We start from the raw sequence: 13,785 nt of genomic DNA on the forward strand, positions 1-13,785 counted from the left end.
ATAGCAATTAAAAAAAGCACACCATATATGCTGTCAATCCTAACAATAAAAATGCCAAAATAACTTCATCTTTGAACGCATACTATATAATATACAACAAATTACATAACATAGTCACCTGATTTGAAGAATTAATGTGAAAAAAGTTACAACGGCACATAAGGTGTAACGATGTTTTGTTTTTGACAGAATTTCGACATTTCCTGTCATCCTTCACTTACCCATTATAAACCTCTCATGTAACGCGGGCAATACAATTACTTAAAAAATGAAAGATTATACGTAATGAATAAGCCTTGAGTGCAGTGGAACAGAAGAGTATAATGAAAAAGAAAAGGAGGGGATATCATTGATTACAATTAGTGACGCAGCAGCTTCGCGCATGAAAGGCATTATGGAAGATCAAGACATACCCGGTCTATTCGTACGCATCGGTGTGAACCCTGGCGGTTGCAGTGGATTCTCTTATGCCATGGGCTTTGATAGCGAAGAAACGGATAAAGATATATATATGACTATTCAAGATATGAAAGTCGTTGTGGATAAAGAAGATTTGAAATACTTGAACGGTTTGGAAGTGGATTTTGAAGAATCCGGTATGAGTGGTGGATTTACGATTCATAACCCCAATGCTGTAGCAACATGTGGTTGCGGATCAAGTTTCCGTACACGTGAAGAAGATGAAGTATTGGCTCAACCTTGTGAAGATTAAGTGAACACATGACATGAGTATAAGAAGACCTCGAAAGCGTACATTCACGTATTTCGGGGTCTTTTTTTTGTATACAAGATCAAGACATACCTGTAATTAGAATTGAAAATACAGCGAAATTGTACAAAGGAGGATACGATCATGGCGAAAATAGATTAACACGCATGGGCATTTATGGGAGGGGTGTATTTGGCAGCAGTAGGTATGTTTTTCTTGGCTTGGAAAGTGAGCGATCTTTTATTTTTTCAATAAAGGTTAGATTGAACGGGAAAAGGAATTTGAATAGAATATCGAAATAGATATAAAAAAGCGAACCCTAATCTTAATAGGCTTCGCTTTTTATATTTTAAATCTTAGATTTCCGTTTACGGTATTTCTGAACCATCAAGAAAATTCCACCTGCTATCATCACATAAATACTAACAAGCAATACGGTTCTGCCATAAGGATGTTCAGCGAGCATCATACTATTACCAATGATGGATAGAAACGTTCCAATAAGGGCAATACTTCCGTCTTTACTCCACATATGCAACAGCTCCCTGGTGAGTAGTTGATAGGTATTAAGATGACAGTTGATCTTCGATCGACTTGGTTAATGGAGACTCTACATCGCCGGTATGCTTGGTACTTACAGATTCGATCAAGACTAATCCACATTCTTCTTCCGCAAGCGGATTATGCATCGTTCCTTTAGGGACAATATAGAACTCCCCTTTTTGCAAAGTGATGTCTTCAGCATCTTGGAGACGAATCACAATGCTGCCATAGACCACTAAAAATAATTCATCTTCATGATCGTGTTGATGCCAGACCAGTTCACCTTTTACTTTAGCGACTTTGACATATTGATCGTTCACCTGTCCAATGATTCGTGGTGACCAGTGCTCTGTAATTTTGGCTAACTCTTCTGCAATATTGGTAGGATTCAGTACGTTTAACATCTTCAACACTCCATTCTGCAACTATGTATAAGATCAAATCTTATAAATATCGTATATTTTAACACGAATTCGATATTAATCTTTAACGTTTTGTAGTTTGAGAAAATCCCAGTTCATTAGCAATTTTAACTTGGCATGCAGTTCAGATTGATCGATCGGCATTTTATTGTCGATCCACCAATGAAGTACACCTAAGACCGCTCCTACGTAAGCCTCTACAGTAATCTCAATATCGATAGCACTCATATGTGTAGAATGAGCAGTTACATATTCTTTAATACCATTTCCCATATCACGGCGGATAATATTACGTAATGAATCTTTTTCTTCGGATAACAGTTGTGAAAATAAGTTTTTGTGTTTTGTTGTAACCGCAAGTAGTTCTTGAAAGATTTCTGTAGGCGTATGCTGGGCTAATTTGAATTCTTGTTCTGCAATCTGTTGTAGCGTATGCGAAAGTAATTGGAATTTGTCATCAAAATGAGTATAAAACGTAGTCCGGTGAACCATAGCTAGATCACAAATTTGTTTGACGGTTATCGTTTCAAAAGATTGTTTTTCGATCAACTCTAATAATGATTGCTGTAACAACTTATGTGTACGTTTTACTCTAAGATCTTCTTTCTTTTTATCCATACAAATTCTCCTATCTGTATTGTTATTCTACATATTTATGATTTTGATTCTTGCTGTGATTTATTATACATCATACTATTTAAACTACAAACATCAATTAAATATACATGTGTATAAAAAGAGGAGAGATAAATATGAGCAACTTAGATGTACGACATCAACTTACCAACGAGGAAGAACAATTATTACAACGTGCTACTGATTTATTTCCAGTGCTGAGAAAGTTCGGAAAGCAAATCGATGAAGATCGACACATCCCGGAAGAACTTATTGAACAACTTGCTGCGGCAGGATTATTTAAATTAGGAACGCTTAAAAAGTATGGTGGATATGAAGTAAGTATCCGGGCGTTAGTCGAAATTATTTCTGAGGTTGCTAAAGGGAATGGTTCAGTAGGTTGGGTAGTACAGATTATTAATGGCAATAATTTTAATGCAACATTGTCTTTAAGCCCTCAAGTGTTAGATTTGATTTTTGAAGAAGAAGAGGAAGTGCGATTCTGTTCTGTTTTACAAGGGCGTAAAGTTGATTTTCAAAAAGTAGATGGTGGGTATCTAGTGGAACAAGGTGTATGGGGATTTGCTTCCGGTTCTAAACATGCTACTCATGCTTTATTGAATCTAAGAGATAATCGGTCGGTGAAAGACAATGCGAGTATGTTATTAGCAGTGGTTCCGATGAGTGAAGTGACGATTATAGATGACTGGTATACGATGAGTCTGCGAGGTTCGTCTAGTAATAGCATACAAATTCATAATGTATTTATTCCTGATAAATATATCGTGGATCAAAGCGAAAATATGTATACAAATATGAATGTTCTATCCAATGAATCAGAACATATCAACCAATACAAACCGTATACTCTTATTATTTCGACATTAACTACAGGCATTAGCGCTATTCTTGGTTTGGCTAGAGGTGGTTTGGAGTATTTTGTTGAGACAGCCACTCGCAAAGGAATAACAATGACTACTCACAGCATACAAGCAGAAGTAGGGCATATTCAGTATAAAGTAGGGCTTGCAGCGATGAAGATTGAATCTGCTCACCTGCATATTAATCGTTCGATCGAAAGTCTTGAGTATCATATTCAGAAGAAACAGCCATTTACTGAAAAAGAATTTGCCCAAATTCAAACGGATATTGGTTATGCCGCTATGTTATGTACTGAAAGTGTCGATATGTTGATGGTCGAAAGTGGCGGTAGTGTCATCGCTGATTCTAATCCACTTTCTCAAATTTATCGCGATATTCGCGGTGGAGCGAATCATGCACTAACCACTGCATCGACTGGACTTGAATTGTATGGACGTATCTTATTAGGCTTACCCCCTCAAAATCTACTGACTCTTTCGTATCGACCGATCTTAACAGTCTAATTGAGAAAGGTGCAGATGCTATATGATGAACAAAATCACGATTATTTCAGGTAGCCCTAATAAGAAGTCTCGTGTGAACGGACTGGTCGATTATGCTGCAAAATTGTTGATAGATCACGGCTATGAAGTATCTATTATCCAAGTAGCTACGTTGCCAGCAGAAGATGTGATGTATGCTCATTTTGGCAGTAAGGCTATTTTAGAAGCTAATGCACAAGTTGCAGAAGCTACAGGAATCATTATAGTCAGTCCTGTATACAAAACAACATTAACTGGACTGGTCAAAGCTTATATTGATCTGTTACCGCAAAAAGGGTTGGAGCATAAAATAGTGGCTACGTATTTGGTAGGTGGAACGATATCCAATTTGTTATCGATCGATTATGGAGTTAAGCTGATCCTAGCTTCAATGGGGGCCCATTGTTTTGCCAAAAATGTATTTGCCGTAGATCATCAGATTGAACGAATAGAGGAGAATGAAGATCAGATTCATTTTGTACTGAGTGAAGAATTGAAGCAACGTACTGAACAATCTGTCAACGATATGATTAATTATAGAATGATGACCGTCTAGAATAACCAGAAACCTTAAAATCTTTTTAGTAACTATTCACAAGGAGTTCATATGCCTCTTTTACAATAGCTTCACAGCCAGCACATCACTACACGATGGCAGGCTACACACAAGGAGGCAATTGGAATGAAGAAATGGACACTTCTTTTAGGAACTACGATGGCAATCGCTATGTTATCTGGATGCAGTACAAATAGTGAGACTGCATTAACAGCACAGACAACGACCAGTACAGCAGACGCTTCTGCAACTGATTCTACTACACAAGGCACTACTACACCGGGTACAGACACAGAACAAGCAACTGCTGATCTAATGGGCAAAATCAAATCTATCGATGGAAATAGTATCACTTTATACAAATCAACAATAGATCCTTCTCAGATGGGAAAAGGTAGAAGCGGTGGTATGAGTGCACCACCAGAAGGTCAACCAGGTGATGGAGGTGCTTCTCCAGCAGATGGCGGACAAGTTCCTCCAGCTACGCCTGATGGAGAGTCTGCTCAAGTACCTGCTAATGCAGGTTCACAAGCTCCAGCGGCATCTGGAACATCGGATACCACCAATGATAGCGCAACAAGCTCAACATCTTCTAAGCAGAGCGGTATGGGTGGGAAAGATATGTTCTCGGATGAGACAGTCACTATTACTGTATCTGATAATACAGTGATCTCTGCAATGACGATGGAAAATAATGAAATGACGACAACGACCAAAGCACTTTCCGATCTCAAAGCAGATGATGTTATCAATGTCTGGTTAAACACTGATGATTCTTCGTTAGCAGACCAGATTCAAATAGTTAACGGCATGGGCGGTGGAATAAGAGGCGGTCAGATGAAAGATGATACTGCTAGTCCGACATCTTCAACAACAGATAACACAACTACAGCTAACTAATAATATAGCAAAAAAGAGTGAACAGGATTGTTCACTCTTTTTTTTGCTATATTCATATATCGTATTAGCCATCAATAACGATATGATAAATGATCATATTTTATGAAGAAGATTCTTCTGTCGCTACTGGAGCAGAAGCATCTGCTGGCGGAGTAGGCGGGGTACTGCCATCTACAGGTGGAGCTGGTGGTGTAGGAGGAGTACTTCCATCTGCTGGTACCGGTGGAGCTGGCGGAGTGCTTCCATCTTTAGGCGCAGGTGGCGTTGGTGGAGTGCCTCCATTTGCTGGTGGTTGTGGAGCTTCATGCACTTCGATTTTCGTTGCTTGTTTGCTTGTATCTGATGCAAGGATTACAGCAATATGATCACCAACGTTAAGGTCAGATAACGAAATAGTCGTTTCGACATGTCCTTTTTCTGGACTGTGTGAAGTTTTGATAATATCTGTGCCACTATACACATTGATCGTTACACTTGTACCTTCTGGCAACGGTCCTTGTGGTTTGCTATACGTATCTTTACTAACAGATGATTTTGTAGAAGATTTCGTATTTTTAGAACTGGATTTCGTATTTACTTTACGATCTGTTGCCGGTAGTGGTGGTTTTTCAGGCGCAGTGATCGTAATTTGATTGCCACTGATCGATTTAATTTGACCGATAACATCTGCTTTTTCACCTTTCAATCCCGGGCCACCATCTTTACCAGGTGCAGGTGGAGTAGGGCCACCTATTGGAGGAGCTGGTGGAGTTGTTCCATCCGGTAATGCAGGTGCATCTGCAAGCACCGTGCGTTGCTGTGATTGTACAGATGTTGATTTCGACTGATCTGAAGAAGATGCTGCAAATGCGGATGGAGCTGCTACAGCACCTGCAATAAGCGCTGCTGAGAAAGCTACGTTAGATAATACTTTAAGTGTCTTCATGAATATACCTCCTTTGATTTGAAGGACTGTTCAATAGGCACGTCCTTAAACGGAAGTATAGATAGGGATTATGAACTCAATGTGAACTAAAAATGAATAGAACATTAAAACCTTAGTTTTACCATAAAATTGTCTAAACAACAGTAAATGCAAGAAAAAGGCAGCAAACCGCTAGCTTCAACGGTTCACTGCCTTATTGTTTCAACAAGAGATGCTTTACAGTTTGTGGGAAAACAATTTTAAAAAATATTTTTCAAATCATAAATTAGATGATCATTTGCTTGTTATAGTTCATTTTGTTGCGGTTGATTTTGCAGTAGATTTGGTAGTTGTTGCTTTTGGAGTAGTGGTAGCAGGCATAATTTCAATTTTGGTCGCTTTGGTTGTACCTGAAGCTAGTGTTACGAAAATAATATCACCTGCTTTGAGACTGGATAGTGTTTTTTTGGTTTCTGTTGCTTTGGTGCTACCTGCGGCGCGAGTTACACTGACGATACTTGTCGTACTGCTTACAGTGACACTGGTTGTCGTTGTACTGAAAGATTGAGTCGGTGGAGTCGTTCCTGTTCCTGCGGTTGGAGCAGAGCCATTAGGCGGAGTAGCAGGCGCTGTACCACTAGGAGGCGCTTCGCCCGCTGCTGGAGCAGTCGTTCCTTCTTTACCAGCAGGAATATCTGGTTGCGTAGAAGATTTGTATAGTGTAATTTTGCTACCGCTAATCGATTTGATTTTACCAATCAATACATTGTTCATAGCTTTGGCATCTTTAGCCGCAGTTGTTGCCGACTTGGTCGTGGTAGCGGCCTGAGCTGTAGATAGAGTAGAGAGGGAACCTACTAATAAAGCTGCGGAAAGAGCGACACTGGAAAGTACTTTTAATGTTTTCATAAATTTATATTCCTCCTAAAGTTCGTAACACATTTATTGTGATATCTAGCCGAGGTGTTATACCTCTTCACGTAGTATAGATGCGTAATATGAACTTCAAATGAACATCATTTTAAAAACGCAAAAAAGCCAGTTACTCACTTCCTCTTCACAAAGAAAAAGCAGACAACTGGCTTTTACATATACGATCAAATATTAATCAATCTGTTTGAAACATAGTCGATTCACGAGAGTATAAGCTTTTGGTTCCAGATTGCAGATTCCGAACACGAACAGATTCATTCGTATATGCTTCTACATAACCACGTCCAATTTCACAATATACGCCAGCAGGATCTTCCTGCCATACTGTAATTAGACTGCCAGACAGTCCAGCGGTAAAAAAGTCCATATCTTCAGTAAGTGTGTGTTTTTTGTTCGATTTCATGGGGGTTCCCCTTCCTATATTTAAAACTGCCTATACCCGACAGATTACTTCCGGTAACGATTATACTCTAAGATGTACTCATAAGGCGATGGTTTTTTGTATAAAGACAGAAAAAAATCGGGAAGTGATAGATTCCCGATTTGTATTTGTTAAAATACCAAACGTATGATCGCAATAATAGCTAAATGCGCGGGATAAAAGGAACGCCATATCCAGCGTGGAGGTGAATACAGTTTTGTTTTTGGATACAATTGCAGATGAATAGCGATCAAAGCTGTTGCTAGAACGCTAAATATCTGAATATCTGAAAATCCTCCAAACAGTACAAACACAACAGTAAGCGCCAAATGAGCGAAAATTACCCAATAACCGGTCGTATAACGAAATACCAATACTAATAGAACGCCGTACATCCCATAATCCATATGTAGTTGATCTGCCAACCAGCCTACAGCAAGGATCAGAAGAAGTGAAACCGGAAAATATTTCAGTGATAGTTTATCAATTGCGATCATTAAAAGCAAGGAAATAAATAATGTACAGACTACATTTAAATTCGTAATATCAAAAGCATACATAAAAGGAAGTTGCGATAAAGCTGCAATAATCAGTAATCGAATCGTATATTTGCGTACATTGCGTGTACGTTGATAACCAAGTACAAGAAAATAACAATAAATAGGAAAAGCGATTCTACCAATAACACGCAAATACCGTTCATCTGGAAAGAAAGCATACCCCAAATGATCGGTTAGCATCGTAAGCATAGCTAACCATTGCACAGGCATACCTCCTTTTCGTTACTTCATCAGACTAAAATTAAATATCGTTTGTACGATTAGCGAAATAATAAGCAATCCAAATATAGAAAAGCCGATTCCTGCACCTTTACGACTTTCTTTAAAAAATTTGCGACTTAATGCAAACACAAGTCCTGCAATCGCTAACAATACAAGTACGATTATAATACGTAGAAAAATAAATACACCAACGCTCACTAGGGCACCTCCTGCAAATTTTAAATAATCTTATGTTTACTATACGACATATTGAGGGGTGTAATCCAAGTAAAAGATGAACATTTCGCAAAACCACAAAAAAATGCTCTTCTCTCCAGCGGATTCCTGATCCAGTGAAGAAAAGAGCATGTATAAAGTGAAACTACATTTTCATATTACTGCTGTGTCCTGGAGACAATTTCGCATCAGGATCAACATATACTTTAGCGTTGTTGATCGCCGTAGGCGCTTCACCAAAACCAACAGCGATCAATTTAAGCTTACCAGGGTAAGTAGTGATATCTCCAGCAGCAAAGATGCCTTCAACATTCGTTTCCATACGAGAATCAACAACGATCGAATTGCTATTGATCTCAATACCCCATTCAGCGATAGGACCAAGTGAAGAGATAAAGCCGAAGTTAACAATTACATCATCGACTTCGATTTCTTGTGTTTCTTTGGTTTTGACATGAGAAAGAGTAACACGCTCAATCGTATCTTCACCATGCAATTCTGTAATTTCTGTCGGTGTAATGATCTTGACGCCAGAAGCATTCAAGTTCTCTACACTATGTTCATGAGCACGGAATTTGTCGCGACGATGGATCAAGTATACTTCAGCAGCGATCGGTTCGATCATAAGCGCCCAGTCTACTGCAGAGTCGCCTCCACCACTGATCAATACTTTTTTACCTGCAAAACGGCTCAAATCACTTACAAAGTAATGCAGGTTTGTTTTTTCAAAATGGCTAGCATTCGGTAGATCTAGACGACGAGGTTCAAATGCGCCTACGCCTGCTGTGATAATAACAGCTTTACTTTCATGTGTGCCTTTATCAGTAGTCACGACAAAATGACGATCTGCTTTCTTTTCTACATTAAGTACTTTTTCTTCCAAACGAATATCAGAATCAAAATGATTCATTTGTTGTTGTAAGTTGTTGACTAGCTCTTGCGCTGTAATTTTCGGGAATCCTGCTACATCATAAATATATTTTTCAGGATAAAGGGCAGCTAATTGTCCGCCAAGTTGAGGCATACTTTCAATTAGTTTCACTGACGCTTGACGCATGCCGCCATAAAAAGCAGCAAACATCCCGGCAGGCCCTCCACCAATAATAATAATATCGCTTAGTTCGTTGTTTGTTGTAGATGACACTTCACAAGCACCTCCGTAAATTAGTTCGATCTTACCCAATTATATATCATAAAGAGAATGTTTTTAAAACGACAATTCTCAAAACAGCTCCTATCAATCTTATCGCAATTTGCAAAAGTAAACAAAAAATAAACAAACTCCATCTTTCTAATGCACAAAAATATATAAAAAGATAGATAAAAAATTAAATTTACTCTTGATATTTCAAAGAAAAATAGATATCATTTCAGTTGGGCTAATGATGTCATGTGACGAAAATAGAACATTTTTTTCAGAAAACGTAAATTTTTTTGAACATATTCGCTAGAAAGAGTACAATATAATGTGACATATCCTATTGCGCTTTTATGATGAATGTAATCATTTGTCTACTGTTGTGTATATTTTCACAATTTTGTGAAGGTATACGGAGCAATCATGGTTATATATGGGTATCAACTATTTTAACTGATTTTATCGTTTCAGTGCAAAGTCTATTGTTATCGATCATTGTAACGCTTTGACATAGGCGATGTACTTCAATGAAATACATTCTGAGTGAATCATTGGAAGGGGAAAATGAATATGAGTAGCATTCCTAAAATTGTTATTTTGGGCGCAGGTTATGCAGGTATTCTTGCTGCACAACGTTTGCAAAAAGAACTGAATTATAATGAGGCTGACGTAACTTTGGTTAACCGCCACGACTATCATTACTTTACAACACACTTGCATATGCCAGCAGCAGGTACAGACAAATTGGATAATGCGCGTGAGCAAATTTCCAAATTGGTTGATGAGTTCAAAATCGATGTAGTGAAATCGAATGTACAAGAAATCATCCCACAAGAGAAAAAAGTTATTTTGGAAGACGGAACTTTGTCTTATGATCACTTGATCATCTGTCTAGGTGGCGAACCAGAAACTTTCGGTATCCCGGGTATGCTTGAAAATGCGATGACGATTCGCAGTATCAACTCTGTACGCAAAATTCGTGATCACATTGAAGCACAATTTACAGCTTACAAAGTAGATAAAAAACCAGAGCGTTTGACTTTCGTAGTCGGTGGCGCAGGTTTCACAGGTATCGAGTTTGTTGGTGAATTGTCTGATCGTCTACAAGAATTGTGCAGAACTCATGGCATTAGCCGTTCTGAAGTTAAATTGTACAATGTAGAAGCAGCTCCAACAGCATTGCCAGGTTTCGATCCTGAATTGGTTGAGTATGCTATGAAAGTTCTACAAAACAAAGGCGTAACATTCAAAATTGGTGTTGCGATCAAAGAATGTCTAACTGACGGTGTTATCGTTGGTGAAAATTCTGAAAAAATCCATGCAAACACTGTTGTATGGACAGGTGGTATCCGTGGTAACCGTCTTGTTGAGCAAGCTGGATTCGAAGCAATGCGTGGACGCGTTAAAATTGATGAGTACTTGCGTGCACCAGGACACGAAAATGTATACATCATTGGCGATAGCTCATTGATGTTCAACGAAGAAGGTCGTCCTTACCCACCAACAGCGCAAATTTCGATGCAACAAGGTGTACTTTGTGCACAAAACATCGTAGCAGCTATTCGTGGACAACAACCTAAGAAATTTGTATTCAGCAACAAAGGTACTGTAGCATCCCTTGGTAAAGGCGAAGCAGTAGGTATCGTTGGTAAGCGCAAATTAAAAGGTTTTGTAGCTGCTCAATTGAAAAAAGTAATCGATGTTCGTTACCTATTCATTATTGGTGGCGTATCGCTTGTTATGAAAAAAGGAAAATTCTTATAAGATGCGTCATTGTAGCGTTCAGGTACGTGGACTTCTTACGCGTGAAGAGCTGGATCGTTATAACGGATTGATCGAAGTCGGTGGATTTTTGGAAGAGCAGGGTCGTTATGATCTTGCGTATCCGATCCAAAAAGAAATTGATATTTTGATCTTACCAGCGATAGAACGTTTGAAAGACAAAAGTCGTGCACGAGATCGTGATGATCAGGAATATCTAGCATCACTAGAACGTGCTCAGGATTTGTCCGAAGAAGTCTAATTTGAAATGCTCATGCAAAAGCCAGGTCCCTTTTAAGGAACCTGGCTTTTTGTGTTTTACTATACGATTAGTTGTTATGATTCGTTGTAGCGGAAGGAGTAGAAGCATCTTCTTCGATTTTGAATTGACCGATTTCTTTTAACAAATGATCGGCACTTTCAGATAAGTGTTTGGAAGAAGTAGAGATACTCGCAATCGATTGAGTCTGTTCGATAGTAGAAGAAGCGGCTTCTTCAGTAGCAGCAGCACTTTGTTCAGATACAGCGGCAAGCCCTGTAATGACATCAGATACTTGGTTAGCGCTTGATTTTAGAGAAGTCACTCCATCAGATACATGAGCGATCTGTGAAATAATACCGTCTACGGAAGAGCGAATTTGTTCAAAAGAATCTTTGGTCTCGTCTACAGATTGTTGCTGTTGAACAGTTGTATCACGGAACGAAGATAATTCAAGCGAACTTTGTTTGCCTGCTTCATTCAACTGAATAAGCAACGCATCAATATCAGAAGCAGAATGAGAAGCTTGTTCAGCTAGCTTACGAACTTCACTAGCAACAACAGCGAATCCTGCTCCATGTTCGCCGGCACGTGCAGCTTCAATAGCGGCATTAAGAGATAGTAGATTGGTTTGATTACTGATTTCGCGAATAACGTTTGTGATCTGAGCAATTTCATCTAGTTTTTTCAACAAAATAGCGTTGGAAGCTTCTACCCGTTGCGTAGACTCTTGTCCTGCTTGAGCTAGCGATGTTTGTTGAGAGATCGCTTGTGTACCCCGCTGCATAGCATCATTGACTTCACTGATCATATGAGAAGCTTGATTAGCACTAGCCGCTACTTTTTCAAGTGATCCTGTCATATCCATAACCATTTCAGCACCGGATTGGATCGATTCCGCTTGATCGCCTGCACCACGAGCAATTTCTTCGATAACTGTAGAAATCTGTCCTGCGATATCTCCTGAATTGGTAGCATTACGATACATTTCAGTAGAAGCTTGATTGACACCTAATGCAGAGTGAGAAACGGTTTGAATCAAGTTACGCAAAGCGGTGGACATCGTATTAAAAGCAATGCCTAGTTGAGCAATTTCATCTTTCCCTTTAATAGCAACCACAACTGTCAGATCACCTTCAGCCAACTGTTGAGCACTTTTCTTAAGCAAGATGATTGGTTTGACGATACGAACCGCTACCCAGAAAGCTAACAAAGCGAATAATAAAGTAAGAGCAATAATAACAATAATGTATTGATTGCGTAATTGTGTGTATTCAGTAAAAGCTGCTTTTTTAGAAGTAGAAGAAGCAACAATCCAATTGATACCTGGAATTTTTTCATAATAGAGTAATTGTGGATCACCTTTATAAGTGTATTCCATACTACCTGAATTTTGGCTAAGCAGTGTATTTGCTACATTGGTATAATCGGCTTGATCTTTAAGTGGTTTGTTAACAAAAGAAGCATCTGGATGAGACATTACATTTCCATTAGGATCGATCAAAAATGTAAAACCGTTATTTGTTTTGAGAGTATCGATATAGCTAGTAATCGTAGATAATAAAATATCTTCTGCTATAACACCGGCAAAGTTACCTTGAGGGTCTTTTAGAGGAGCACCAATAAAGATGGCTTTATATGTTTTGGTACCAGCATCTTCGTAAGGAGCACTGACAAATAGTTTGTTAGCTTTTTTAGTTTCTTCATACCAAGGTCTTGTACGAGGATCATACCCTGGTGGAGCTTTCCAATCGCCACCATCTAAAAAAGTAGCGTCTTCTAAAGCATAATACATATCAAAAATACTTTTTGCATTACTTTCATCTTTAAAAACTTGTAGATGTTTTAATGTAATTTGATCTAGCGGAACTGTACTGTTGATTAGAGAAGCTAGTGTTTCTACCACTTTACTATTCGTGTTAACCCAACCGTTGATTTGTGTAACGCCTTGAGTCACTGTTTTTTTGACATCGGCATCGACCGATTGAGTAGCTTGTTTTTTAATAATGTACAGAGCAGACCATCCAACAGGAACAGCAATAAGAATAGCAGTAGCTATAACAAGCAAAATCAATTTTACTTTTAACGTCATGAGTACCCCTCTTTTCTATACGTATATAAAAATAACGAACAAGTATGAATGCGGTTTAATTGCTTGTTACTTATATCGTCATATCAACTTTAATTAATTACCTTTTCCGACAAAATTTTTCTTTATATTTA

General features: G+C 38.6%; 16 protein-coding genes. 6 read left to right on the forward strand and 10 right to left on the reverse strand.

Going from position 1 to position 13,785, the window contains the following annotated elements:
- Positions 1 to 349 precede the first annotated feature (349 nt).
- Positions 350 to 712 (forward strand): HesB/IscA family protein, encoded by a 363-nt coding sequence (locus tag PQ460_RS04995; RefSeq protein ID WP_204826821.1) that lies wholly within the window; start codon positions 350 to 352, stop codon positions 710 to 712.
- Between the two features lie 346 nt (positions 713 to 1,058).
- Here PQ460_RS04995 and PQ460_RS05000 read toward each other — a convergent pair whose 3' ends face one another.
- The 3 genes from PQ460_RS05000 to PQ460_RS05010 form a co-directional block, all read right to left on the reverse strand.
- Positions 1,059 to 1,241, reverse strand: coding sequence for a hypothetical protein (locus PQ460_RS05000; RefSeq protein ID WP_274171931.1), 183 nt, complete (start codon positions 1,239 to 1,241; stop codon positions 1,059 to 1,061).
- Between the two features lie 34 nt (positions 1,242 to 1,275).
- A complete protein-coding gene (locus PQ460_RS05005; RefSeq protein ID WP_273613500.1) occupies positions 1,276 to 1,656 on the reverse strand; it encodes a cupin domain-containing protein in 381 nt (126 codons plus the stop codon).
- Positions 1,657 to 1,731: 75 nt separating this feature from the next.
- Positions 1,732 to 2,292, reverse strand: coding sequence for a TetR/AcrR family transcriptional regulator (locus PQ460_RS05010; RefSeq protein ID WP_274171932.1), 561 nt, complete (start codon positions 2,290 to 2,292; stop codon positions 1,732 to 1,734).
- Positions 2,293 to 2,426: 134 nt separating this feature from the next.
- On the opposite strand from PQ460_RS05010, the gene PQ460_RS05015 reads away from it, so the two are divergent.
- From PQ460_RS05015 to PQ460_RS05025, 3 genes are all read left to right on the forward strand, one after another.
- Positions 2,427 to 3,674 carry an acyl-CoA dehydrogenase family protein gene (locus PQ460_RS05015; protein ID WP_274171933.1) on the forward strand — a complete coding sequence of 416 codons (1,248 nt, stop codon included), beginning with the start codon at positions 2,427 to 2,429 and terminating at the stop codon, positions 3,672 to 3,674.
- Between the two features lie 22 nt (positions 3,675 to 3,696).
- A complete protein-coding gene (locus PQ460_RS05020) occupies positions 3,697 to 4,248 on the forward strand; it encodes an NAD(P)H-dependent oxidoreductase (RefSeq protein ID WP_274171934.1) in 552 nt (183 codons plus the stop codon).
- 126 nt (positions 4,249 to 4,374) lie between these two features.
- Positions 4,375 to 5,148: a hypothetical protein gene (locus tag PQ460_RS05025; protein ID WP_274171935.1), complete on the forward strand. Its 774-nt coding sequence runs from the start codon at positions 4,375 to 4,377 to the stop codon at positions 5,146 to 5,148.
- Positions 5,149 to 5,248: 100 nt separating this feature from the next.
- Here the strand turns inward: PQ460_RS05025 and PQ460_RS05030 are convergent, their stop codons facing one another.
- From PQ460_RS05030 to PQ460_RS05055, 6 genes are all read right to left on the reverse strand, one after another.
- On the reverse strand, positions 5,249 to 6,073 hold the full coding sequence (locus PQ460_RS05030) for a hypothetical protein (RefSeq protein WP_274171936.1): 825 nt from the start codon (positions 6,071 to 6,073) through the stop codon (positions 5,249 to 5,251).
- A 291-nt stretch (positions 6,074 to 6,364) separates the two neighbouring features.
- The gene (locus PQ460_RS05035; protein ID WP_274171937.1) at positions 6,365 to 6,961 is read right to left on the reverse strand and encodes a hypothetical protein; all 597 of its coding nucleotides are present in this window, start codon (positions 6,959 to 6,961) and stop codon (positions 6,365 to 6,367) included.
- A 199-nt stretch (positions 6,962 to 7,160) separates the two neighbouring features.
- Entirely contained in the window at positions 7,161 to 7,388 is a 228-nt protein-coding gene (locus PQ460_RS05040) for a hypothetical protein (RefSeq protein WP_204826813.1), read from the reverse strand.
- 149 nt (positions 7,389 to 7,537) lie between these two features.
- A complete protein-coding gene (locus PQ460_RS05045; RefSeq protein WP_274171938.1) occupies positions 7,538 to 8,170 on the reverse strand; it encodes a TraX family protein in 633 nt (210 codons plus the stop codon).
- An 18-nt stretch (positions 8,171 to 8,188) separates the two neighbouring features.
- Positions 8,189 to 8,386, reverse strand: a complete 198-nt coding sequence (locus PQ460_RS05050) for a hypothetical protein (RefSeq protein ID WP_069326228.1) — start codon at positions 8,384 to 8,386, stop codon at positions 8,189 to 8,191.
- A 163-nt stretch (positions 8,387 to 8,549) separates the two neighbouring features.
- On the reverse strand, positions 8,550 to 9,548 hold the full coding sequence (locus PQ460_RS05055; RefSeq protein WP_069326229.1) for an NAD(P)/FAD-dependent oxidoreductase: 999 nt from the start codon (positions 9,546 to 9,548) through the stop codon (positions 8,550 to 8,552).
- A gap of 564 nt (positions 9,549 to 10,112) precedes the next feature.
- On the opposite strand from PQ460_RS05055, the gene PQ460_RS05060 reads away from it, so the two are divergent.
- Both PQ460_RS05060 and PQ460_RS05065 read left to right on the forward strand, forming a co-directional pair.
- Positions 10,113 to 11,306 (forward strand): NAD(P)/FAD-dependent oxidoreductase, encoded by a 1,194-nt coding sequence (locus PQ460_RS05060; protein ID WP_274171939.1) that lies wholly within the window; start codon positions 10,113 to 10,115, stop codon positions 11,304 to 11,306.
- 1 nt (position 11,307) lies between these two features.
- Entirely contained in the window at positions 11,308 to 11,565 is a 258-nt protein-coding gene (locus tag PQ460_RS05065) for a hypothetical protein (RefSeq protein ID WP_274171940.1), read from the forward strand.
- A gap of 67 nt (positions 11,566 to 11,632) precedes the next feature.
- On the opposite strand, the gene PQ460_RS05070 is transcribed toward PQ460_RS05065, so the two are convergent.
- Positions 11,633 to 13,654, reverse strand: coding sequence for a methyl-accepting chemotaxis protein (locus PQ460_RS05070; protein WP_274171941.1), 2,022 nt, complete (start codon positions 13,652 to 13,654; stop codon positions 11,633 to 11,635).
- Positions 13,655 to 13,785: the final 131 nt, after the last annotated feature.

It is taken from the genome of Paenibacillus sp. KACC 21273, assembly GCF_028736095.1.
GTDB classification, from domain to species: domain Bacteria; phylum Bacillota; class Bacilli; order Paenibacillales; family Paenibacillaceae; genus Saccharibacillus; species Saccharibacillus kyungheensis.

Bases quoted from the DNA above. Each gene is read 5' to 3' on its own strand.
- PQ460_RS05030 (WP_274171936.1), bottom strand. From the start codon at position 6,073: ATGAAGACACTTAAAGTATTATCTAACGTAGCTTTCTCAGCAGCGCTT.
- PQ460_RS05010 (WP_274171932.1), bottom strand. From the start codon at position 2,292: ATGGATAAAAAGAAAGAAGATCTTAGAGTAAAACGTACACATAAGTTG.
- PQ460_RS05000 (WP_274171931.1), bottom strand. From the start codon at position 1,241: ATGTGGAGTAAAGACGGAAGTATTGCCCTTATTGGAACGTTTCTATCC.
- PQ460_RS05035 (WP_274171937.1), bottom strand. From the start codon at position 6,961: ATGAAAACATTAAAAGTACTTTCCAGTGTCGCTCTTTCCGCAGCTTTA.
- PQ460_RS05040 (WP_204826813.1), bottom strand. From the start codon at position 7,388: ATGAAATCGAACAAAAAACACACACTTACTGAAGATATGGACTTTTTT.
- PQ460_RS05065 (WP_274171940.1), top strand. From the start codon at position 11,308: ATGCGTCATTGTAGCGTTCAGGTACGTGGACTTCTTACGCGTGAAGAG.
- PQ460_RS05005 (WP_273613500.1), bottom strand. From the start codon at position 1,656: ATGTTAAACGTACTGAATCCTACCAATATTGCAGAAGAGTTAGCCAAA.
- PQ460_RS05060 (WP_274171939.1), top strand. From the start codon at position 10,113: ATGAGTAGCATTCCTAAAATTGTTATTTTGGGCGCAGGTTATGCAGGT.
- PQ460_RS05020 (WP_274171934.1), top strand. From the start codon at position 3,697: ATGATGAACAAAATCACGATTATTTCAGGTAGCCCTAATAAGAAGTCT.
- PQ460_RS05015 (WP_274171933.1), top strand. From the start codon at position 2,427: ATGAGCAACTTAGATGTACGACATCAACTTACCAACGAGGAAGAACAA.
- PQ460_RS05070 (WP_274171941.1), bottom strand. From the start codon at position 13,654: ATGACGTTAAAAGTAAAATTGATTTTGCTTGTTATAGCTACTGCTATT.
- PQ460_RS05025 (WP_274171935.1), top strand. From the start codon at position 4,375: ATGAAGAAATGGACACTTCTTTTAGGAACTACGATGGCAATCGCTATG.